Origin of the sequence: Chitinophaga lutea (assembly GCF_003813775.1) — a bacterium.
Taxonomy (GTDB): domain Bacteria; phylum Bacteroidota; class Bacteroidia; order Chitinophagales; family Chitinophagaceae; genus Chitinophaga; species Chitinophaga lutea.
This window is the reverse complement of the sequence record NZ_RPDH01000002.1, coordinates 454,502-477,578: the sequence shown is the minus strand read 5'-3', so window position 1 is coordinate 477,578 and position 23,077 is coordinate 454,502. Positions and strand designations below refer to the sequence as shown.

19 protein-coding genes are annotated in these 23,077 nt (G+C 54.2%); 12 read left to right on the top strand and 7 right to left on the bottom strand.

From position 1 onward, the window contains the following. The first annotated feature begins 196 nt into the window (after nt 1–196). Nucleotides 197–1,093 (top strand): site-specific tyrosine recombinase XerD, encoded by an 897-nt coding sequence (xerD, locus tag EGT74_RS14170; RefSeq protein WP_123847245.1) that lies wholly within the window; start codon nt 197–199, stop codon nt 1,091–1,093. A 449-nt stretch (nt 1,094–1,542) separates the two neighbouring features. Here the strand turns inward: xerD and EGT74_RS14165 are convergent, their stop codons facing one another. After that, nucleotides 1,543–2,433 carry a hypothetical protein gene (locus EGT74_RS14165; protein WP_123847244.1) on the bottom strand — a complete coding sequence of 297 codons (891 nt, stop codon included), beginning with the start codon at nt 2,431–2,433 and terminating at the stop codon, nt 1,543–1,545. A 454-nt stretch (nt 2,434–2,887) separates the two neighbouring features. On the opposite strand from EGT74_RS14165, the gene EGT74_RS14160 reads away from it, so the two are divergent. The 5 genes from EGT74_RS14160 to EGT74_RS14140 all read left to right on the top strand — a co-directional run bounded on the left by EGT74_RS14160 (nt 2,888) and on the right by EGT74_RS14140 (nt 6,333). Beyond that, the gene (locus EGT74_RS14160; RefSeq protein WP_123847243.1) at nt 2,888–3,280 is read left to right on the top strand and encodes a hypothetical protein; all 393 of its coding nucleotides are present in this window, start codon (nt 2,888–2,890) and stop codon (nt 3,278–3,280) included. A gap of 64 nt (nt 3,281–3,344) precedes the next feature. Continuing rightward, nucleotides 3,345–3,965: a hypothetical protein gene (locus tag EGT74_RS14155; RefSeq protein WP_123847242.1), complete on the top strand. Its 621-nt coding sequence runs from the start codon at nt 3,345–3,347 to the stop codon at nt 3,963–3,965. After that, a complete protein-coding gene (locus tag EGT74_RS14150) occupies nt 3,962–4,756 on the top strand; it encodes a sensor histidine kinase (RefSeq protein WP_123847241.1) in 795 nt (264 codons plus the stop codon). The genes EGT74_RS14155 and EGT74_RS14150 overlap by 4 nt, the downstream gene beginning before the upstream one ends. Nucleotides 4,757–4,774: 18 nt before the next feature. Further along, nucleotides 4,775–5,434 (top strand): response regulator transcription factor, encoded by a 660-nt coding sequence (locus EGT74_RS14145; protein WP_123847240.1) that lies wholly within the window; start codon nt 4,775–4,777, stop codon nt 5,432–5,434. Between the two features lie 50 nt (nt 5,435–5,484). Beyond that, nucleotides 5,485–6,333: a DUF2911 domain-containing protein gene (locus EGT74_RS14140; RefSeq protein WP_123847239.1), complete on the top strand. Its 849-nt coding sequence runs from the start codon at nt 5,485–5,487 to the stop codon at nt 6,331–6,333. 101 nt (nt 6,334–6,434) lie between these two features. Here EGT74_RS14140 and EGT74_RS14135 read toward each other — a convergent pair whose 3' ends face one another. From EGT74_RS14135 to EGT74_RS14125, 4 genes are all read right to left on the bottom strand, one after another. Continuing rightward, nucleotides 6,435–8,141 carry a sodium:solute symporter gene (locus tag EGT74_RS14135; protein ID WP_123847238.1) on the bottom strand — a complete coding sequence of 569 codons (1,707 nt, stop codon included), beginning with the start codon at nt 8,139–8,141 and terminating at the stop codon, nt 6,435–6,437. A gap of 123 nt (nt 8,142–8,264) precedes the next feature. Further along, nucleotides 8,265–8,435, bottom strand: coding sequence for a hypothetical protein (locus EGT74_RS27015; RefSeq protein WP_181954748.1), 171 nt, complete (start codon nt 8,433–8,435; stop codon nt 8,265–8,267). 5 nt (nt 8,436–8,440) lie between these two features. Then, a complete protein-coding gene (locus EGT74_RS14130; protein ID WP_123847237.1) occupies nt 8,441–10,918 on the bottom strand; it encodes a PIG-L family deacetylase in 2,478 nt (825 codons plus the stop codon). Nucleotides 10,919–11,008: 90 nt separating this feature from the next. After that, nucleotides 11,009–11,338, bottom strand: a complete 330-nt coding sequence (locus EGT74_RS14125) for a DMT family protein (protein ID WP_123847236.1) — start codon at nt 11,336–11,338, stop codon at nt 11,009–11,011. A 155-nt stretch (nt 11,339–11,493) separates the two neighbouring features. Between EGT74_RS14125 and EGT74_RS14120 the strand changes: the two genes are divergently transcribed. Then, complete coding sequence (locus EGT74_RS14120; RefSeq protein WP_123847235.1) at nt 11,494–13,878, top strand: ABC transporter permease; 2,385 nt, start codon at nt 11,494–11,496, stop codon at nt 13,876–13,878. 359 nt (nt 13,879–14,237) lie between these two features. On the opposite strand, the gene EGT74_RS14115 is transcribed toward EGT74_RS14120, so the two are convergent. After that, nucleotides 14,238–15,173, bottom strand: coding sequence for an aspartate carbamoyltransferase catalytic subunit (locus tag EGT74_RS14115; protein ID WP_123847234.1), 936 nt, complete (start codon nt 15,171–15,173; stop codon nt 14,238–14,240). Between the two features lie 23 nt (nt 15,174–15,196). After that, nucleotides 15,197–15,727 (bottom strand): bifunctional pyr operon transcriptional regulator/uracil phosphoribosyltransferase PyrR, encoded by a 531-nt coding sequence (gene pyrR, locus EGT74_RS14110; RefSeq protein WP_123847233.1) that lies wholly within the window; start codon nt 15,725–15,727, stop codon nt 15,197–15,199. A gap of 162 nt (nt 15,728–15,889) precedes the next feature. On the opposite strand from pyrR, the gene EGT74_RS14105 reads away from it, so the two are divergent. The 5 genes from EGT74_RS14105 (at nt 15,890) to EGT74_RS14085 (ending at nt 23,065) form a co-directional block, all read left to right on the top strand. After that, nucleotides 15,890–16,567, top strand: coding sequence for a hypothetical protein (locus EGT74_RS14105; protein WP_123847232.1), 678 nt, complete (start codon nt 15,890–15,892; stop codon nt 16,565–16,567). 54 nt (nt 16,568–16,621) lie between these two features. Next, nucleotides 16,622–17,131 carry a peroxiredoxin gene (locus EGT74_RS14100; RefSeq protein WP_246008212.1) on the top strand — a complete coding sequence of 170 codons (510 nt, stop codon included), beginning with the start codon at nt 16,622–16,624 and terminating at the stop codon, nt 17,129–17,131. Between the two features lie 222 nt (nt 17,132–17,353). Beyond that, nucleotides 17,354–17,938 carry an RNA polymerase sigma factor gene (locus EGT74_RS14095; RefSeq protein ID WP_123847231.1) on the top strand — a complete coding sequence of 195 codons (585 nt, stop codon included), beginning with the start codon at nt 17,354–17,356 and terminating at the stop codon, nt 17,936–17,938. A gap of 288 nt (nt 17,939–18,226) precedes the next feature. Beyond that, nucleotides 18,227–19,381: a FecR family protein gene (locus EGT74_RS14090; RefSeq protein ID WP_123847230.1), complete on the top strand. Its 1,155-nt coding sequence runs from the start codon at nt 18,227–18,229 to the stop codon at nt 19,379–19,381. A gap of 234 nt (nt 19,382–19,615) precedes the next feature. Continuing rightward, nucleotides 19,616–23,065 (top strand): SusC/RagA family TonB-linked outer membrane protein, encoded by a 3,450-nt coding sequence (locus EGT74_RS14085; RefSeq protein WP_158618153.1) that lies wholly within the window; start codon nt 19,616–19,618, stop codon nt 23,063–23,065. Nucleotides 23,066–23,077 lie beyond the last annotated feature (12 nt).

The window sequence follows — 23,077 nt, the reverse complement described above, 5'->3', positions numbered from 1 at the left end:
AGTAAAAGAATCAGGTTTTTTGTTTGGTTATTTCTAAAAACAAGCCGCGTCTGATAAATATTTTTCAATGAGTGGCCTGTTCATGATGGTTTTATGCAAAAAACAGGGCATATTTTCATATAAAGTTAATGTTGCATGTTTGTGCCCGGTACGATGGATACCGCGGGCGCAATGGATTTCATTGTACTTTTGCCCTATGTGGGAATCCAGCATTAACCGGTTCAGGATCCATCTGAAGATTGAACGCTCCCTTTCACCCAATACGATAGAGGCTTACGAGCGCGACGTAAAAACGCTCACGCAGTATCTTACGGCCAACGGCCTGGCCATTGCGCCGCAGGACGTAACGCTGAAGCACCTCCAGGCCTGCACGGAATGGATAGCCTCGCTGGGTATGACGGGCACCTCCCAGGCCCGCATCATTTCCGGCATGAAGGCGTTTTTCCGTTTCCTGCTGTTGCAGGGGCTGATACCGGCCGATCCTTCCCAGTTGCTGGAATCTCCCAAGGCGAGCCGAAAACTGCCCGATTTCCTGACGTATGAAGAGATAGAACTGCTCATCGGGCAGATCGACCTGAGCAAGGCAGAAGGGCACCGGAATAAAGCCATTATTGAAACCATGTACAGCTGCGGCCTTCGCGTAAGCGAAGCCGTCAACCTGAAGATCTCGCAACTGTACCTCGAAGACGGTTTTGTGCGGGTGACGGGTAAAGGCGACAAGGAACGCCTCATTCCCATCGGTACCTCGGCCATTAAGAACATTACGTTGTATAACGATACCACCCGGCGGCACATGATCATCAAAAAGGGCCATGAAGATATCCTCTTCCTGAACCGCCGCGGCAGCAAGCTGAGCCGCGTCATGATTTTCCTGCTCATCAAGGACCTGGCGGCCAAAGCGCGGATCAGCAAATCCATCTCCCCGCATACCTTCCGCCATTCCTTCGCCACCCATCTGGTGGAAGGGGGCGCCGACCTCGTTGCCGTGCAGGAAATGCTCGGGCATGAAAGCATCACCACTACCGAGATTTATACCCACCTCAACCGGGAGTACCTCCGGGATATGTTGCAACAATACCATCCGGGCTTCTGACCGGAACCAGCGGCGTAAACCTTCGATCCGTGTTATTTTAACCCGGCGAGTTGTCCAATGTTCACCGGCCGGGTCAGTCATCCTCGTGTGATCCTTGTGTGATCCTCCAGTGGTTGTCCTGTGATCCATGTGTGATTCTCCTGTGCTGTTCAATACCCTGGCGGATTTGACGGTGTTTGACCGAAGGATCACACAAGGATCACAGAAGGGTGGCCGGTTTCAGCCACATCCGTGCTTGTAAGTCTCTGGTTAGCAGTTGCTTGTGGCGGCTCGTTTTCAGGAAGCTCTCATCACAGGCCCCAAGAGGGTCAATTTAGAGGTAATTAACAGGCTGATGGGACTATGTCATCCCGCGAAAGAAGAAAGAAAAAAACAGCTACCCTTGGGGGAGGCTTGGCTGAGGGTGGGTAGCTGTTTATGAAAATTGGGGCTTTCCAACATTGGAGGACTCAGTACGTGACGTACCGGTCTTTATAATGAGGTCTTGTTTTGTTGATCTGGATAAAATCATTCAGCCAGCCCGATAATCTCGGCGGTTTTTTTTCCGCGGGGGCAGGTTGAATGAACAGGTTTAGTTTTGCGCAATGCTTCAGTTGCTGCCTTTCAGGCTGCAGCGCGATATCTTTACTTTCATGCCATACCAGCTGGTTGCCGCTGTACACTTTGAAATATACATCGGGCCCGTCGCTGAACAGGTCGTCATTGTTTTTCAGGATCTGCATCAGCCGGCCACCGCTGAGGTCTTTCCTGGAAAAATACAACCGGTAATGCCCCGTTTCGCTGGTATTGCACCAGCCCAGCAGGCGGTCGTTGAGGGCGTTGTAAGCCTCTACCCGCAGGGTTTTCAGGCCCTGGAGGGTTTCCGCGTGTTTCACGGCCCCGGTAATCACCCAGGCGCCGAACTCACGGCGTATAACGGTCCATTTGTCGGCTGGCACCACGTAGGCAAACGCGCCCAGGTACCTGTTTTTGGACCGCTTCCAATGGGGAACAAACGTACTGAGATGAAACTGGACCCATTCCTGTTGGCCGGTATGCCGTCCGGGAACGCTGTTGAGGCAGATGTCCATTTCCAGCGGCTCGGTGAACAGGTGAAGGTCTTCCCAGCTGATGCTGAAATTCCCCCGTTCGTCCAGCATGGACTCGGCCAACAGGTGATCTGCTTTGGCTTGCACGTCGCTTTCAGACAGCCGCCGAAGGTCCTTAAAAATTCCGCGTGCCAGCTCCTCCACCCCGTAATTCTGGGAAGGGAGATAAATCCTGATACGCGCGTTCGCAAGGGGTTCGATGTTCTCTTCACAGATCAGCGCAGAGATGTTTCCAATTAACAGGTAACTCATAGCGATCACTTTTGGTTCGTTTACAATTTTTTGGGGATAACGTACTGTAACTACTGCCGGCTTTTGGGTAACCGGCAACCCTCTGCATACTAACGAAAACAAACTATGGTAGAAAGGCCCGAGTGCGTGTGAACTTTTGGAATTAACACGGTTTCATTAACCCTCCTGTCCCTTCACTTTCAATAGTACAAAGGTTGGGAAGAATGAACTGACAGTCAAGCGTTAAGACCCTATAAATACCGAATGCGTAGAACTACGCATTTTGGAGGGGAAAACACGCAAACTGTACTATTGCCGCAGTAGCCTGGTACGCTCCCGATCTAACCCCATGGCTCACCTGATGGGTGTCACATCTTCGTTTGAGCGGGAAAATGACGCTTCCGGGGGGCTTTGAAAAGTGGTATTTTGTAATAATTTTACCCGATATTTCTACTAACTCCTAAAACAACATCACATGTCAAAGTTTAACAAAGATGCTGGTAAATTCATCTCTCTTGTGCGGGGTGCCCAGCTCACGGAAGCGTACCGTGTCGATCAGAAGATCGTGAAAAAGCACAAAGAACCCATCCTCGCCGCCTTCTTCGGTATCAACAAACTGGAGAAACTCCTGTCGAAAGACGGCGCTACGGGTTTACGCATTTATTACGGGCTGGACCTGGACAAAGACGGGAAACGCGATAAGAAGTTTGTAATTGTTGCGGTAGACGCGGACGGAAACGACATCCTGCCTTCTCAGACCAGCATGGATAAAGATTCGCCTGCCGACGATATCCTGGATACCGATATCTTGTGCCCGTACGACTGCCCCAAAGCGAATCCATTGAACTCAGATACAAGTAACGGATAAAGATAACTAAGTGCCGCTTCATCACTATTTTTTCTATTTTATGGTGGGGGTCGAAATTCTTTTTTTGATCCCCTTTACTTTAAAACTTCCCCTGCTGAATAAAGAGCAGCGGCTGATATACATCTACCTGATATCCTGCGTCGCCTATGGTGTCGGTTCCGACGTGATCGCCCGGATTTTCAGGAACAACATGGCTTTCATCACTTGTATTCACCTCGTTCAATTTATTATTCTCTCCCTGTTCTATATACAGGTATTTAAAAGCCCTTCTACCAAAAAAGCGCTCAAATGGATCATGCTCGTGGCCACTCTCCTGTTTGCCGTCGATATCACCGTGCTGGAAGGGCCGCTCAAGTTTAACTCCGTTTTTATCTCCTTCCGGTCCGCCCTGCTCATCATTTACGGTGTGATGTTTTTCCTGCAGCTGATGCGCGACGAGGACCTGATCGAAAAATCCATCTATATCAATTCCCTGCCCGTGTTCTGGTTTAATGCAGGGCTCTTTGTAAACGTCTGCTGCGGTTTCCTGTTAAACCTGTCTTTTAACCTGATACAGCAGAAAGGCCCAAGCGAAGTGCTGGAGTCCATGTACAAGATTACCGCATCGCTCTACTGGATTGCCGGCGTAATTCAGGTAATTCTTTTCTATATTGGGCTCTCAAAAATAAAAAGAGCGCGGGCATGAACACATTACAACTTATACTAATAGGCACGATCGTGATGCTGAGCCTGGGTATTTTTGTGGTGGTGATGGTGGTGTTGCAGCAGAAACAGGTGGTTCAATATAAACTGAAGTTAAAGGACAAAGACCTGCAAATCCAGAAAGAACGACTCGTGGCGGTGTTACAGGGGCAGGAAACGGAACGCAAGCGTATTGCGGAAGACCTGCATGATGAAGTGGGCGCCCAGCTCTCGGTGCTCAAGCTGAACCTCAATCACCTCCAGCAGCTGGCGGGCAACGGGGAAAAGGAACGGATCAAGGAAACGAAGGAGTTTACGGATACCATCATCCAGCAGCTCCGCTTCATCTCCCAAAGCCTGCATCCCACTACCCTGGAGAACCTCGGCCTCAGCCATGCGCTCGATTCGTTCTGCAGCCTGATGAACAAAAACAAACAGATCGCCATTTCCTTTAAAACAGACGCCACCAGCTACCCTGTCGATCGTGAAAAGGCGCTGAACGTATACCGCGTAGTGCAGGAACTGATGAACAACGTGCTTAAACACGCTGAAGCGGGGCATGTATTCATCACCTACCAGAGCACCCCCAACCTGCTCACCATCCGCGTGGAAGACGACGGGAACGGTCTGCTGGTCGACAAATTCGAAGAATCCCGGAAAAAAACCGGCCACCTGGGCCTAAAAAATATCGAAAGCCGTTTGAATATTATCGGCGGAAACATCACCTTTGTGAAGAATTCACCCATCGGTACAGTGGCCGAGATCAGGGTGGAGAACTATCAGCCTGTTGTTTAAGCTAAATTGTACGCTGTTATGCTGTCGCCTATCAAAGTCGCTATTGCCGACGACCATAAAATATTCCGTAGCGGGGTCATCAATACGTTGACGCCTTATGAGAATATCAATGTGGTATTCGAGGCGGAAGACGGCGAGCATCTGCTGCAGATCATGCAGGAACAGCAGCCGGACGTGATCCTGATGGACCTCAAGATGCCCAAAATGGACGGCATCCAGGCCACCATCAAGGTCAAGGAAAAATACCCCCAGGTCAAAGTCATCATTCTCACCATGTACGAAGACGATAACTTCATCGTGCACCTGGTGGAAAACGGGGCCAACGCCTACCTGCTCAAAAACAGTGAACCGGAAGAAATCTACGAAGCCATCTGCACCACCTTCGAGAAAGGTTTTTACTTCAACGAAAATGTAAACCTGGCCCTCCTCAAAAAAGTGCTGCATAAAAACAAGCAGCAGTTCAAACCCACTTTCAAGAACGAGGTACAGCTTACCGACCGTGAGCTGGAAGTACTGAAGCTGATCTGCAACGAATTCACCACGCAGGAGATCTCGGAACAGATCTTCCTGAGCCCCCGCACCGTAGAAGGCCTGCGCCAGAAGCTCCTGGAAAAGCTGAATGTTAAAAATACGGTGGGGCTGGTATTATATGCGTTCCGGAACGGGCTGATCGAATAGAGTTCCTTATTTTTGCATGCAACTTTCTTACCACCAAACTTTATAAACCAATGAAAAAACTATCTGCGTTTTTGTCTGCTGCTGCGCTGTGCGTGATAGCCACGGCCCCTGTTGCTGCGCAGGGCATTAAAATGCCCCAGCCGAGCCCTACCCAGACCATCAAACAGGACTTTGCCCTGTCTGAAGTGGAAGTGACCTACTCCCGCCCTGCCGTGAAAGGCCGCGAAGTGCTGGGCAACCTCATCCCTTACGGCCGCATGTGGCGCGTGGGTGCGAATGCCGCTACCAAAATCAAGTTCGGGGAAGACGTAAAACTGAACGGCACCGTGGTGCCCGCCGGTGAATACGTGATCTATACACTGGCCAAACAGGGTGAAAGCACCTGGGAAGTGGTGATCAATAAAGGCCTGAAAAACTGGGGCACCGACGGGTACAAACAGGAAGAAGACGTGGCGCGCTTCAAAGCCGACGCCCAGGAGCTCCCCTTCCCCGTAGAATCATTCATGATCGCGTTTGAGAACGTGCGCCCGAGCGCCATGACCATGATGCTGCTGTGGGACCGCGTGATGCTGCCGATCGAGATCACTGCAGACATCGACGGCAAAGTGATGGCACAGATCGACGCCGCCATGAAAACGGATAAAAAGCCGTACTTCCAGGCCGCCAGCTATTATTTCGAAACCGGCCGCGACCTGAAAACCGCGCTGGAATGGGCCGATGCCGCCACCAAGGCAAACGACAAAGCTTACTGGATCTTTCACCTGAAAGCAAAAATCCAGGCTAAAATGGGTGACAAGGCCGCTGCGAAAGCCACTGCCGAAAAATCCAAAGAACTGGCCAAAGCCGGGAACAACGCCGACTATGTGCTCCTCAACGAAAAACTGATCGCTACGCTTTAAGCCGGCATCGGACAATAAAAAGCGGGTATCGCGTGTGAACGTGATACCCGCTTTCTTTTATGGCAGGATTTGCCCGCAGCCATGGCCGCCCGCATGCATGATTATTTCCTCCTTACAACATACCCGTTCACCCCGATGGCCAGCTGTATCAGTCCCGCCGCGATCATCACCAGCAGGCAGCCGATCACGTTCAGCCAGAGGAACGAAATCACATCCGCGAGGTAAATGGCCACCACGAATATTTCCGCTACCACGGCGCCCCAGAACGTAGCGCTACCCTTTACGCGCTTCATCGTAAAGGCCACCACAAAAATGCCGAGAATGGTGCCGTAGAAAAGCGAACCGAGGATGTTCACCGCCTCGATGAGGCTGCCCATGCCGCTGGCGAACTGCGCCACGGCGATGCTGAACACGCCCCAGATCAGCGTCCAGATTTTGGACATCCGGAGGTATTCCGCCTCGGAGCCGTCCTTGTTCACCATCCGTTTGTAAATATCCACCATGGTAGTGGATGCCAGCGAGTTGAGGGCGGCGGCGATACTGCCCCAGGAAGCGAGGAAGATAATGGCGATCAGCAGGCCCACCAATCCTTTCGGCAGGTTGTTCACCACAAAATGAAGGAAGATGTAGTTGGTATCGTTGGTTTCCGCGCCGGGTGCGGCTTTTTTGATAAGTACATTGGCGGAATCGCGCACCTGGTCGGCTGCGCCTTCGGTGTTCTGCAGCTGCAGCTTCGCGTTGTCGATCAAATCCTTGTTGTCCGTATCGATTGCGGTTGTGAGGGCTTTCACGTGCCGCTGTTTCACGATGGTCAGCGAATCGAATTGTTGCTCCAGCTCCTGCATCTGCGGCGCGTACGCGGAATTGTGCACCTGGTTGAGCAGCCCCTGGTTGAAGTTGATGGGCGCACGGAAATAAAGGTAAAACACGAATACGAGCGCCCCGATGAGCATGATCAGGAACTGCATGGGCACTTTCACGAGCCCGTTCATCAGCAGGCCCATGCGGCTCTCCGTGAGTGTTTTCGCGGTGAGGTACCGCCCCACCTGGCTCTGGTCGGTGCCGAAATAAGACAGCGCCAGGAAAAATCCGCCGATCACCCCACTCCAGATATTGTAACGGTCGGTCCAGCTGAAATCGGTTACGATCACATTCAGCTTGCCCATTTTCCCCGCCACATGCAGCGCGTCGGAAAACCCGATCTCCTTCGGCAGCAGGTGCACCACCATCCAGCCCGCGAGGAACATCCCCGTGAAGATGATGGCCAGCTGCAGGCTCTGGGTGTACGACACGGCCTTCGTACCGCCGTACACGGTATAGATAATGAGCAGCCCGCCCATAAAAATATTGGTGTAATAAATGTTCCAGCCCAGCAGCGACGATAAAATGATCGACGGGGCGTAAATGCTGATGCCGGTCGACAGCCCGCGCTGGATAAGGAACAGGAACGACGTGAGCGTGCGGGTTTTCAGGTCGAAGCGCTGCTCCAGGTATTCATAAGCGGTATATACCTTCAGCCGGTGAAAGATCGGCACAAAGGCGATACAGATCACGATCATGGCCAGCGGCAGCCCGAAGTAATATTGCACGAAACGCATGCCGTCCGCATAAGCCTGGCCGGGTGCACTCAGGAAAGTAATAGCGCTGGCCTGCGTGCCGATGATCGACAAGAGGATGATATACCAGGGCATGGTGCGGTTGCCCAGGAAATAACTGTCGAGGTCTTTTTGTCCGCGGCTTTTCCAGACGCCGTAAAGGATGATTGTGATTAACGTGAAACCTAATACCAGCCAGTCGTAGATACTCATGAATAGTGTTTAGTGAACAGATAGAAAAAAACGGTCAAGGCCGCCAGCCATCCCGCCACTACCAGGTACCAGGCAGTCCAGCGCGAAAACAAAGGCGGTTTTTCCTGTGGCGTGTTGTCCATTTTATTTTCTTTTAGATAATAATCCTCCGCTCAGCAGCCCCAGCGCCAGGCCGATCAGCAGGCCGATGTGCACCCGTTTGATGATGAACCCGATCACCAGGCCCAATACGATGCACAGTGCGGCCGACATTCTCAACCGGGTATTATCCGGGTTGTTGTTTTGTTTGCTCATAAAAATCACTTCGATATCATGTTCACGAACAGGCGGTATGCCCCCGGTACGCCGGCCGGCAGCTGGCGGAAGAAGGCAAGGCCCGTATAGATGTATTTTCCTTTCCCGTATTGCGCAACGATGGTAGAGCCATCCAGCGCCCGTTCTCCGGGATCGTTCATTTCAAAAGGTTTCTGGTAGGCGCCGTTGGTATTGCCGGGGAAGTACAAACCCCGCTCCTGCACCCAGCCGTCGAAGTCTTTGGCGGTAATGGCGTTCGGATAGCTGAACAGTTTGTTCTCCGGCAGCAGGAATTTCACGGGCGCGGTCTCGTTCGTCACCCTGTCGCGCGAGAGGCTGAAATCGTAGGGCCCCAGCTGATTGGTGACGAGGTTGCCGTTGGTATTGTACTGCACCACCAGCACGCCGCCGTTTTTCACGTATTCGAGCAGGCGGGGCTGCCAGTAAGGGAGGCGCTCCTGCGTATTGTAGGCGCGCACCCCGGTGATGATGGCGTCGTATTGTGTGAGCGAACCGTTCATGATCTCTTTTTCACCCAGTTCATCCACCGTATACCCTACCTGGCGCAGCGATTCGGCCACCTTGTCGCCCGCACCGGAGATGTAACCCAGCTTCCGGCCGTTGTATTTCAGGTTGACGGTCACCAGCCTGGCGCTCGCCTGGGGGAAGATGGTGATGGATGGAATATGGTCGTACTGGATGGTGGTCATGCTGTTCGTGTACTCCCGTCCGTTAGCTTCCACCACCACCGTCATGGTATCGGTGATGTTCTGGCCATTCACCTTTACGGGCGACACGCGGAAGCTCAGTTCCGTTTCGTCGCCTTTCTCTTTCAGCGCATAAGGAACAGCCGTTTTATCGGCCCGGAAACCCGGTGGCAGCAGGAGTTTCACGCTGCCCTGCACATTGGCCTGCATGGCCCGCACCTTCACGGGGATGGTTTGCGGGGTGGCCTGCGTGTATACGAATACCTGGTTATTGAGCGAGGCGATGGCCGGCGGCGCGATCACGAGCGGGCGGAACACTTCTCCTTTCACCGGGTCGGTAAACTTGTAGGTGAACGCACGGTTATAAACGAGCTCCTGGTCGCCCACCTTCAGGAAGAAGCTGGCCACGAGCGGCGGTATATTCTCCGGCCGGCCTGTCAATCCCGGGGCGGGGATGTTGTAGGTACCGATGGGGTGCGGCGTTTGCAACCAGTAAGGTTGTGAAATGCCCGTGTTCGCCGGCACCTTCACCTTCACGGGAATGGTCACGAATTTATTGAAGGCCAGTGTTTGCGCGGCGGAGGCATCGTCCTGGCCGGATATCCTGATTTTCTGCAGGCTCACCGGTACCTTGCTGCGGTTGATGATCTGGATGTTGCTGCTGAGGGTTTCACCCGGTACGGCGTGTTCGATGGTGCTGTAGGCTTCCATCCACAAACCTGCGCAGGCGGCAATGAGCTGGTCGGCTTCGTTGAGCTTTTGTGTTTTCCAGTAGCCGTCGGGCAATGCGAGGATCTGTTTTCGTATAACCAGCAACGCGGGTACGGTAGCCGAAGGGTCTTCGGCGTTGTATTGCGCCAGCGCTTTACCGATGGCTTCGCTGATGGCCTCGCCGCCCGGCACGCGCGCCCAGGTAGTGTTCACTTCATCGAGCAGCGTGGTTTTAGGCGCGGAGCCTTTGATGGTGGTGAAATATTCGATGGCGCTGCCGCGGGTGGAGGGTACGCCGAAGCCCTGGCTTTTATGCTGGGAGCGGCTTTCGGCGGCAATTTCCCCGAAACCCCTTCCCAATAACGCGCTGTAAGCGCCTACTTCTGTTTTAAACTGATCGTCGGATGTAGTGTTGTTGCCCCCGAAGTTGAAGGTGTTCCAGAGGATGCGTTTGGCCTGCCAGGGTTTGACGCTGGCCAGTTGTTCCGGATACTGGTTCGGGTCGGCGGCCGCATCGAACGCTTCGGCGGCGAGCACGGCGGAAGCGGTGTGATGGCCGTGGCCGGCGCGGCTGTCGGCCGGAAAACGGCAGATGATCACGTCGGGCTGGAATTTGCGGATAACCCATACCACATCGCCCAGCACCTTTTTGCGGTCCCAGATGGTAAAGGTTTCTTCCGGGTTTTTGGAAAAGCCGAAATCGTTGGCGCGGGTGAAAAACTGCTCCGCCCCGTCGATGCGCCGGGCTGCCAGTAACTCCTGCGTGCGGATGAGGCCCAGCAGTTCGGCCTGTTCGTTGCCGATGAGGTTCTGTCCGCCGTCGCCACGGGTGAGCGACAGATAACCGGTGCGGTAAAGATTTTCTTTGGCGAGGAAGCCCAGCAGGCGTGTATTTTCATCGTCGGGGTGCGCTGCGATGTACAGCACGCTCCCAAGGGTATTCAGTTTCTTCAGCTGCAGCCTGATCTCAGCGGCATGCAGCGGCGCGGTGGTTTGCGCCCTGAGCTGGCTGAAACAGAGGAATAACGAGGCTGTCAGCCAACCTATGGATCGGATGTTCAACATGAAATAGTTACCGGTTTTATCAAGTTGTCAAAAATAGGAATTAAAAGCGGCAAACTTTTACCGCTGATGGATTAATCGGGCAGGCGCCGGTTACTTCTTGAACATAAAATACACGGCCCCCAGCAGCAATGAAAAGGATATCAGGTAGTTCCAGCGAAGCGGCTCCTTGAGAATGATCACCGCAAACACGCAGAATATCGTAAGAGTGATGACCTCCTGTATCATTTTCAGCTGAAAGCCGTTAAACCCGTCGAGGTAACCCATACGGTTCGCGGGCACCATAAAGCAGTATTCAAAAAAAGCGATGCCCCAGCTGATCAGCACCACTTTCCACAACGGCACATTCGTGTTGCGCAGGTGGCCATACCAGGCATACGTCATAAAAATATTCGATACCAGCAAGAGAATAATTGTACGCATGCCCTAAACTAATGAATTTTACGAATTGTTCCGATTTGAACGGCACATGACCGGTAATGAACATAGATTTGATATATTTAATGTATTTTGCACTGAATAATAATCTCCCCCACCCTGGCATTGCCTTTGAAAACCAGGTTGCATAAATTGTCGGCATGCTGCGTAATTACCTGTTGATCGCTTACCGGAATATCACGAAACATAAACTGTTTACGTTCATCAACATCTTCGGTCTTGCCCTGAGCATGACAGTATGTATGATGGTGATCGAAAACACGGCCAAAGAGCTGAGCTTCGACCGCTTCCATCCTTACCCGGACCGTACGTACCGCATCACCACGGAAGTGCGCAATCCCCGGGGCGAAGGTTTCAGGCTGGCCAGTTCTCCCCTCCCGCTCGAACAGGCGGTTAAGGCGGAGAATAACATCGTGGCGGATGTGGTACGGCTGTACCCGGCGTTCAAAGGCAAAGCCACCGGCGGCGCCGATAAGGAATTCAACATCCAGGGGGCATTTACATCGCCTTCCTTTTTCTCCGTATTCGGTTTTACACTGCAGCGGGGCAATGCCGCCACGGCGCTGGAGCAGCCTAATACGGTGGTGCTCAGCGATGCCACGGCCAGGCTTTTTTTCGGCAACGACAATCCCATCGGCAAGATCATCACCATGGGCCAGATGGGCAGTTATGAAGTGACCGGTGTGTTGAACCCCGAAATCCACCGCTCCCACATCAGCTTCGGGGCCTACGCGTCCGCCGCCACCGTGCCGCAACTGGAAAAAGCGAAGGTGCTGGAAGAAAAGAACGCCAGCTGGAACTCTTACGGCGACGGTTACACGTATGTGGTGCTGCAGCCCAATGTGTCGCGTGCGGCTTTTGAGGCTTCATTGTCGCGGCTGGCGAAAACGCTGTATAACGATCCCCGCCAGGGCACCATTGAATTTCCCGTACAGCGGCTGCGGCGCATCACGCCGTCGTGGGACGATATCTACAACAACATCGGCAGGGTCACCACCTGGGGCAAAGTGATGGGCGCCATCGGTATCGGCCTGATCATTCTTATTTCCGCCTGTTTCAATTATACCAATTTGTCCATCGCCCGTTCCCTCACGCGCGCCAAGGAAGTGGGCATCCGTAAGGTAGCCGGCGCCACGCGCATGCAGGTATTCGGCCAGTATATCATGGAAGCGATCATCATTTCGCTGGTGGCGCTGGGTGTGGCGCTGGCCATGTTGACCGTGATAGAACGGCTGCAGCTTTTCGGCGGCAGTACCGATAGTTTCCCGCCTGCCACCACCGTCTGGCAGATGGCGCTCATCCTGCTGGGCTTCAGCCTGTTCACCGGCCTGCTGGCCGGTACGCTGCCGGCATGGCTGCTCTCCGCCTTCACCCCGTCGCAGGTGCTGAAAAGCATGCCTTCTTACCGGTTGTTCGGAAGAATGAACCTGCGCAAGGGCCTCATCATATTCCAGTTGTCGCTTTCACTGCTGATCACCATCGGGCTGTTCACCATGTACCGGCAGTTTGCCTTCATGGCCACGGCGGATCCCGGTTTCAGGCCGGATAACATCCTGACGGTGGAACTGCAGGGCAGCAAAGCGGAACTGCTGGCACAGGAACTGAAAAACCTTTCCGGCGTACAGGCCGTGTCTGCGGCGTCCGGTAACTTCGGTTACTTCGGGGGCGGGCAGATGCCGCTGGCAATGAACCTCACCGACGAACCGCAGAAAATAAATTATTACAGCGCGGATGAGGCTTTTGTGCCCATGATGGGCCTGCAGCTGGTGGCGGGTGAAAACCTGTTGCCGCAGCAGCAAACACCGCAGCTGCTGCTGAATGAGGCGGCCGTGCTGGCGCTGGGTTACAAATCCGCCGGCGAGGCGGTGGGCCGTATGGTATGGCTCAACGATTCAGTGCAGGCGCCCGTGCGCGGTGTGCTGAAAGATTTCCATTACGAGAATCTCGGCAAGATGATCGCGCCGCTGGCCTTCCGTTCCGAGCCCGCGGACTATACCCTGCTGAACCTGAAAGTCAGTGCCGGTAACCGCGAACAACTGATGCAGCAGGTCACCGCAGCCTGGCATAAGTTATCGCCTGCCCAGCCGCTGAAATCTTCCTGGCTGAAAGAATCGTTGTATGAAAACAATATGCACTGGAACGACCTGGGCTTCCTGGCCTACCTGGCGGGCATGACCATCGTGATTGCCACCTTGGGCCTGCTGGCGCTGGTGATTTATACCACCTGGCTGCGGAAGAAGGAAATCGGGGTGCGCAAGGTTATGGGCGCCGACGTTAAAAGCCTGGTGATACTGCTGTCGAAGGGATTCCTGAAGCTGGTGGTGATCTCGGGCTGCATCGCCCTGCCGCTCGGCTACATTGCCGCGCAGCTGTTCCTGCAGAATTTCGCGCTGCGGGTGCCCTTCGGGCTGGGCGGCATATTGCTCTGTTTTACGCTGCTGCTGGCCGTTGCCATGCTCACCATCGTATCGCAGACCCTGCGTGCGGCGAACGCCAATCCCGTAGAAACTTTGAAGAACGAGTAGTCTCATCCTTTCCTATACAAAGAGGTGTTCCCGGTCCGGTGAGCGCCTCTTTCTTTTTTAAAGAAAAGGATATTCCATTTGAAAGCAGGGGGATCGATTCATCTCGTTCTGTCCCTTACAGTAGAAGCGTATAGTTTGGAAAACCTAATTCGTCGACTCATGCTTTCCTTGCAGAAGATGTGCGATTTGAAAAATTTCATCGCCTCAGAGGTCCCCAGCCCCATCAGCTCAAATAACGGAAAAGTGCTAGTTGCATGAGGTTGATGGCATTTTGCGCAATAAAAAAGATGCTCCCGATAAGAGAGCACCTTTCAATGATTTTATTCCCGGTGTATGATGGCGATCGTATGTTGGATGCACTATTCCTTTGCCCCTTCCTTCCTGGCCAGCAGGTACAGCACCGCCATTCTAGTGGCCACGCCGTTTTCCACCTGGTCGAGGATGATCGACTGGCCGGAGTCGGCCACATCGGAACTGAGCTCCACGCCCCTGTTGATCGGGCCGGGGTGCATGATCACGATTTCCTTCTGCAGGCTGTCAAGCAGCGCGCGGTTGACGCCGTATGCCAGCGAGTATTCGCGGAGCGAGGAAAACAGCGGCATGTTCTGGCGTTCGAGCTGGATGCGCAGGATGTTGGCCACATCGCACCAGTTCAGCGCCTCGCGGATGTCGTACGTCACGTTGACGCCCAGCGCCTCCGCGATGTATTTGGGAATGAGCGTCGGGGGACCGGCAACGGTTACCTCTGCACCCAGTTTCTTCAGGCAGTAGATATTCGACAGTGCCACGCGGGAGTGCATGATGTCGCCGCAGATGGCCACCTTCTTGCCTTCCACGCTGCCCAGCCTTTCCCGGATGGAAAACGCGTCGAGCAACGCCTGTGTGGGGTGCTCGTTGATGCCGTCGCCGGCATTCACGATCGGTACATTGATGTGTTTGCTGAGGAAGTGCGGCGCGCCGGTAGCGGAGTGGCGCATCACCACCAGGTCAACCTTCATCGACAGGATGTTGTTGACCGTATCGATCAGCGTTTCCCCCTTCGACACGGAAGAACCGGATGCGGAAAAATTCACCACATCGGCGCCCAGCCGCTTCTCCGCCAGTTCAAACGAAATGCGGGTGCGGGTTGAATTCTCAAAAAACACATTGACGATGGTGGTATCTCTCAGAGTGGGGACCTTCTTGATAGGCCTTTGCAATACTTCTTTAAACTGATCGGCAGTTTGAAAAATAAGCTCTATATCCGAACGCTTCAGATCGCGTATACCCAACAGATGTTTAGCAGACAGTGACATTCTAAGGTGCAAATATAAAAGATTTAGGCAATCAACACAACTTCATCTTTACCATCGCGCTCTTTCCAGAGCACCCTTACCTTCTCGGTAATGATGGCGTCAATGGTGCGGCCGGTGTAATCCGGCTGTATCGGCAGCTCCCGGCTGAAGCGCCGGTCTATCAGCACCAGCAGCTCCACCGTGGCCGGGCGCCCGAAGTCGAGCATCGCGTCCATGGCCGAGCGGATGGTGCGGCCGGTATACAGCACATCGTCTACCAGCACCACATGTTTGTTATCGATGGAAAAATCAATGTCCGTCTCATTCGGTGTATGCAGCCCCTTCCCGCTTTTGTAATCGTCACGGTAAAAGGTAATGTCGAGGCGGCCATAAGGCACCTTCACGCCGGGTAACAGCGTTTGCAGCTTATTATTGATGCGGTCAGACAAATAAATGCCTCTTGGCTGCAGACCAATCAGCACCGTGTTCTCGAACTGCGGGTGGTTTTCTATCAGCTGGTGACTAAGCCGGTCGATGGTAATCGCTAATTGCCGATCCGTCAAAATAGATTTCAAAACAAACTGGGTTTTAGTAGCTCAAAAATAAGGATTAAAGGTGCAGAATAAAAAGTAAAGATCAAACTGTGCGCCTAACACGTATATGCTATTAACATTATATTAAGACTTGGCGGTATTAATATTGTGAACTATTGTTTTAGTTAAATCAAATTCATGCGTATGAAAAAGAATTACCTGTTATCCGCCTTTACGGCTACCCTGCTTTTGGCAACCGCCTCTTCCCTTCTGGCCCAGGAGGCACCTCACAAGAAATTTTTCGTCGGCGCTTCATTCGGCGTTTCGTCTACCAAAAGCGAACAGCCGTTTACCGATGGTGCCGGCAATCCCAGGGGCATGATGGAATTGAAAAGCACCGACTGGCACGTAGCGCCGCAGTTCGGATGGTTCCTCCGCGAACGGTTCGCCATCGGTGTGGAAGGATTTTATCGGCGCGAGAGTAATCCTGGCGCGAATTTACCCACCAAAAGCATCGGCGCCGGCGTGTTCGGGCGATTGCTGGTGCCGGTCTGGTCGTCGCGTTTCAGTATTTACAACGACCTTGTGCTGAGTGGCGCCCGCATACTGGGTTACACGCACGACGGCACCGCGCTCTTCCAGTCGAAAACCAATATGGCGGGCTTGTATTACCGGCCGGGCCTGCAATTCCGGCTGAAAAGCAACATCAACCTGCTGGCCTCCATGGGGAATGTGTTCGGTTATACCTACCGCGTAGAAAAGAAAGATGCGTTCGGATCAACGATCGAGTATCCGAGCCGCAAAAACACCTCGCACACCGTTGGCTTTTACGACAAGTTCAGTATCAACAGCTTCTCCATCGGCGCCAACTTCCTGTTTTAACAGTCCTTTATGGTACAGCTTTTGTAGCTTTGACGCGGATCATATTCTCAAACCATGAAAATTTTACAAACCATGCTGCTGACGCTCGCCATATTCGGGTTCGGTACCGTCAAAGGACAACTCACGACCGGCTCCAAAGTGCCCGATTTTGAACTGAAAGACCAGGACGGGAAGAACTTCAAACTCTCCGATGCACTGGCCAAAGGCCCGGTGGTGGTATATTTTTACCCGAAAGACGATACGCCCGGCTGTACCAAGGAGGCCTGTTCTTTCCGCGACTCCTTCGAGCAGTTTAAAGACGAAGGCGTGCAGGTTGTAGGCATCAGCGCAGACGATGTGGCATCCCACAAAAAATTCGCGGAGAAGTACAAACTGCCTTTCACGCTCCTGAGCGACACGAATAACAAAGTGCGGAAGCTGTTCGGGGTGCCTAAAAGCATGATGTTGCCCGGGCGCGTTACCTACGTGCTGAATAAAAACGGCGTGGTGGTGCACCAGTTCAACTCGCTTACACAGGCTACCCAGCACGTGGAGGAAGCGATGGCGGCGATCAAAAAACTGTAGTACATCACACATTGGCATTCAAAAGGCCGCACCGGTTCCCGGTTGCGGCTTTTCTTTTTAACGCTCCAAAGGCAGGCCCGGCAGCCATGCCGGTTTTTTATTCCCCCGGGTCACAGGGTATTTCAGATACCGGCCGGCAAGCGATTCAAAAACTTCCGCTGTACTTACCCGCCCAATTTTACTACTTTCACACCACCAACCGCATGACACAGATCTGTATACATGGACGAGCATTTGCATGATGATTTAAACCGACTTTTCCGCCGGATTAGCGATGGGGATGAAAACGCGTTCGGCACACTTTTTCAGCGGTCTGTAGCAGCGCTGTACCCATTCATACTCCGCCTTGTAAAGCACCCTTCCGCCGTGGAAGAAGTGGTGCAGGCCGCGTTTCTGCGCCTGTGGCTGAGCCGGGACAAACTGGCGGAGGTGGAGCAGCCCAAAGCCTGGCTGTACAAGGTGGTGGCGAACGAATGTTATACCTGGCTGCGCAAGGAAGCGCGCGAATTGCACCTGCGCAATACCGCCGGGCCTGCCGATGTGGCGGACGATAATCTCACCGCCGAACTGTCGCTGCGCGAAACCCGCCGCCTCATTGCGGAAGCCGTATCGCGCCTGCCGCCGCGGCGCAGGCATGTTTTTGTATTGAGCCGCCAGCAGGGCAAAACCATCCCGGAAATCGCCGCCGCCCTCCGCCTTTCTCCGAGCTCCGTGAAAAATACACTGGTACTGGCACTACGCGATATCCGCGCACACCTGGCCCGGCATGGGAAGTACATTCCCGCGGCGTTGCTGCTCTGGTGCTGATCGTGACGTTGGAGAATCCTGATATATGCCCCTGAAGTTGACTATGCGGTAACAATTTTCATATGGGAAGGTATTTTCTTTTCAATGAGGCATTCTGGTATAGCCGGCCGGTGCCATCATCGGAGCCGGCTCTTGCTCCAACGGATAAAACACCTGCCGCCTCCCCTCCCTAAAAAAAAAATTTCAACCCGATAGGTCCTTTCCCCTTTCTCCGCATTCTTATATATGGCAGCGGTTCTTTTTGCTGCCGCGACTGGCACTATTCCACTCATGAATTGACGATTTTTTATGCAGGAAGACAAACTGAGGTATTTACTTGGGCGGCGCCTTCATGGCGGCATTACACCGGCCGAAGAAGAGGAGCTGCACGCCCTGTTGGAGGACGAACGGAACAAAGATCTTTTTTTAGCAACGCTCACCGGGCTGATGCCGGATATGGCGGAGAACGCCGCCTACGACGCCGCCCGCTGGGAGCCGGTCAAAGACCGCATCCTGGCGGCCGACAAAGACACGCCCGTGCTGCCCATCCGCCGCAACTGGTGGAAATGGACCGCCGCCGCCGCGGTGGCCGGCATACTGGCGGTAGCCGCCTGGGAATACGGTACGCGGGAAGCATTACCGCCCGCTTCCGTGAGCATGGACGGCCGCTACAAGAATGATGTGCCCCCCGGCGGCAACCATGCCTCGCTGACGCTCGCCAACGGCTCGGTGATTGTGCTGGATGATGCGGAAAACGGGCTCCTGGCCAAACAGGGCAACGCACAGGTCACCAAACTGCACAATGGTCAGCTGGCCTATACCAAAACGGGCAACGCCGCGGCGGTAGCCTGGAACCGGCTGGCGACGCCGCGCGGCGGGCAATACCGCATCACCCTGCCCGATGGCACGGCGGTCTGGCTGAACGCGGAAACGGTGCTGCATTTCCCCACCGCCTTCGAAGGGAACGAACGGAAAGTGGAACTGAGCGGCGAAGCTTATTTCGAAGTAGCGAAAGATGCGGTCAAACCCTTTGTGGTAAAGGCGACGGATGGCCTCGACGTAAAAGTACTGGGCACGCATTTCAACATCTCGGCCTACGCCGGGGAACCTTCCACCTGCGTGACGCTGCTGGAAGGTGCGGTGGAAGTGAACCGGCAGCGCATGGAACCGGGGCAGGAAGCGGTAAGGGCCAATGGCCAGACGGTGGTGCGCCAGGGCGACACGGAACAGGCGGTGGCCTGGAAGAACGGCTACTTCAGTTTTAACAACGCGGACATCACCACCGTGATGAAAGAACTGGAACGCTGGTACAACGTATCGGTCAACTATGAAACAAACGTGCCGCACCTCCGCTTCGGCGGCGGTATGCAGCGCAGCCTGCCGCTGGCCAGCGTGTTGCGGATACTGGAGAAAAACGATGTGAAATTTAAAATAGACGGCCGGAAAATAACCGTCCTGCAATAATACCGTATAGACCAAAGAGACACGATCGTATTCATTCCGTTCACCTAAAATATATGCTTATCGACAAACAGAACCAACAACCAACCATTTGCCCGTAAACATAAAAAGGGCCGGCAATGCGGCAACATCACCGGCCTGAGGGCAATAATACTGATGAGAACCAATTTTATTACCAAAATCAAATCTATGCTTTTTTTAAACGCTTTGTATCAACACAAAGTCTTCTGGAGGGCTATGAAATTATCAACCAGTCTATTATTGATCGGCTTCCTGCATGTAAGCGCCACCGCCCGCTCCCAACGCGTCAGCATCACCGGGCGTAACCTGCCGCTTACGGACGTTTTTAAAGCTATCCAGCGCCAGTCCGGTTACGTTGTATTTTACAATTACGAGCTGCTGCAGAAAACGGTCCCGGTCACCGTCAGCGCCAAAGCCATGCCCGTGGAGGAACTGCTTAAACAGGTGCTGGTGCAGCAGGGGCTTGAGTTTTCGATTGAAGACAAAACCATCTTCCTGCAGCGGCGCCCGCGCATACCGGTGCCGGCAGCGGAAGACCCGGCTATTACCATCACCGGCCGCGTTACCGACGAACAGGGGCGGCCACTGGCCGGCGTATCAGTGACCCTCAAAGGCACCGGCCGCGGCACGCAAACCAACGATCAGGGCGAGTTCTTTCTCCGTGATGTGGCGCCCCGCTCGGTGCTGGTGCTCAGTTCCATCGGCTTCGACCGGCAGGAAGTGCCGGTGGGTGGGCGTACCTCGTTCAGCCTCCGCCTGCAGGCCGTTGCCAGCAAGCTCGAAGCCGTGCAGGTCGTGAATACGGGCTACCAGTCCATCTCGGCGGAAAGGGCCACGGGTTCCTTCTCATTCATCTCTCCGGCCCGCCTCGAAGGCAAACTGAAACCGGATTTGAGATCGGCCCTGGAAGGACAGGCGGCGGGCGTGGTGGTGACGAAAGACGGCAACATCGAAATCCGCGGCATCTCCACCGTAACGGCGGAAAAGAAACCATTGCTGGTGATAGACGGATACCCCACACAGGGCGATCTCGAATCCATCAATATCGATAACATTGAAAGCATTACCGTGCTGAAGGATGCGGTAGCGGCGTCTATCTACGGCGCGCGCTCCAGCAACGGCGTGATCGTGATTACCACCAAAAAGGGCCGCCCCGGCGCCATGCGCGTGCAATACCGCGGATCCACCGGCATCACGCTCAAACCGCAGGTGAGTTACCTCAACCGTGCTTCGGCAAGCGATTATATCGATGCGGAAATCGACCTGTTCAACCAGGATCCCAACAGCTACCTCACTACCTACAACAATTACGGCTCCATCAGCGAGGTGAACTACCTGCTGCTGTCGAAAGCGCAGGGCTGGCTCACGGCCAGGGAGGCGGACGACCGGATCAACGGGCTCCGCAGCCGCGATGCAGCGGCGGAACTGGAGAAACATTATTTCCGACACCAGTTCACCCAGCAGCATAACATCTCCCTCACCGGCGGCGGCGAAAAAAGTTCGCTGAACGCAGCCATCCGGTATATTTCCAACGGGAACAACGCCATCGGCAACAGCGACAACCGGGTGATCCTCGACTTTAAAAACGATTGGCGGCCCATGAAAAACCTGGGTGTGGGCCTGTTTACCAACGTCAGTTACGCCACGGCCAAACAGCCGGCGCGTTCCTGGCAGGATTTGCTGGGGTTCTCTTCCACCGCGCTCATCCAGCCGTACAGCCAGCTCATCGACCCCGCTACCGGCCAGCCGCAGAACGTATTCACCAAAAACAAACGGAAAGACGACCGCTACGCCGCCATCGCCGGTCTGAAACCGATGCATTACAACCCGCTTGGCGACCTGATGCTGGAAACCACCAACAGCCAGAACCTGCTGCTGCGCTTCGGCGGTAACATCCAGGCCACGCTCCTGCCCGGGTTAACGGCGGAAGCGGGCGGCAGCTGGTCGAGAGGTTATGTGAACAGCCGCAGCGTATACGATAAAAACGCCTACCGCATGCGGCTGGGCTATAACGACGCCACTTCCATTGCCAACCCGGCCAAACATTACATCCCGGACGGGGCCATGGTGAACGAATCGCGTAACACCAGCCAGTTCTACATGCTGCGCGGCCAGCTGGGCTTTAACCGCAACTTCGGCGAAAAACATTACGTGACGGCCATTGCGGGCATGGAGATCAGCCAGTCGAAACTCGATAACAACGCCTACCCTACCCGTTTCGGATACAACGACCAGGCGGGTATCTTCTCGACTTTCAACTACGCGGACTACAATGCGGGTGTTTATAACAGCGACATGCTCGGCACCAGCCGGCCCACCGCCAGCCTGGGTGCATATGCCTACAACGATAACCGCTTTGTGAGCTGGTACGCCAACGGTTCTTATGAGTTCGACAACCGCTTCATCGTGAGCGGCAGCGTACGGCTCGACCAGACCAACTTTTTCGGCACCGACCCGCGGTACCGCTACAAGCCCCTCTGGAGCGCCGGCGCCACTTACAAACTGGCCAACGAGAAGTTCTTCAGCGTGCCCTGGATCAACAAACTCAACATCCGGGGGTCTTATGGCATCAACGGGAACATCTCCCTCAACAACGGGCCTTTCCTGATCATCCAGCCCGGCAGCTTCTCTACATTGACCGGCGATGTGAGTTATTCCATTGCCTCGCCGCCGAACAAAAGCCTCCGCTGGGAAAAGACGAAAGTGACCAACTTCGGTGTGGATGCCGCTTTCCTGCGTAACCGGATTAAAACCACGGTGGATTATTACCGCAAATTCAGCGAGGACGTGCTGGCCAGCGACGCGATCGATCCCACACTGGGCTTCAGCAGCCAGGTGAAAAACGCGGGCCGTATCCTCAACGAAGGCATCGAGGTGTCTGTGGAAGCGGATATTTTCAAACGGAAGGATTTCGCGTGGAACGCCTATTTCATCTTCGCCTACAATAAAAACACGGTGACGGAATACAACGTGCGCTACATCTATCCCAGCTCGCTGACCAACGGCGCCATCCGCAAGGAAGGCGACCCGCTCGACGCGATCTATGCCTACCGCTACGCCGGCCTCGACAACAACGGCGTGGCCCAGTTCTACGACCGTACTGGCAAAAAGACGGGTGGCGGCAACGCCGAAGTGGGCGACCTGGTATACGCCGGCACCCTGCGCCCGCCGTTCGTGACCAGCATCACCAATACGTTTTCCTACAGGAACTTCGACCTGTCGTTCATGGTGATTGCCCGCCTGGGCAATGTCCTGCGGAAAGACGCATTCACCGGTTCCAACTACATCAATAAACATGTGAGCGAACGCTGGCGCAAACCGGGAGACGAAGCGCATACCATCTATCCCAAACTCACGGCGTGGAATATGGACATGTTCTATTTCCCGTACAGCGATATACTGGTGGAAAGCGCGAGTTTCCTGAAACTGCGGGATGTAACGCTCTCCTATTCGCTGCCGGCCAAACGGCTGCAGCGCGCCGGTATCAAAGAAAGCAAACTGTATTTCCAGTCGCGGAACCTGCTGATGCTCACGGCGAACAGCGATAAAAGGGACCCGGAAATTTCTGAACTGAACGGCAGCGGCACCGGCGCGTTCACGGAGCAGGGTTTCACCACCCTCCCGCTGCGCCCCGAACTGTACATTGGATTGATGCTTACCCTTTAAAAACACACCGTG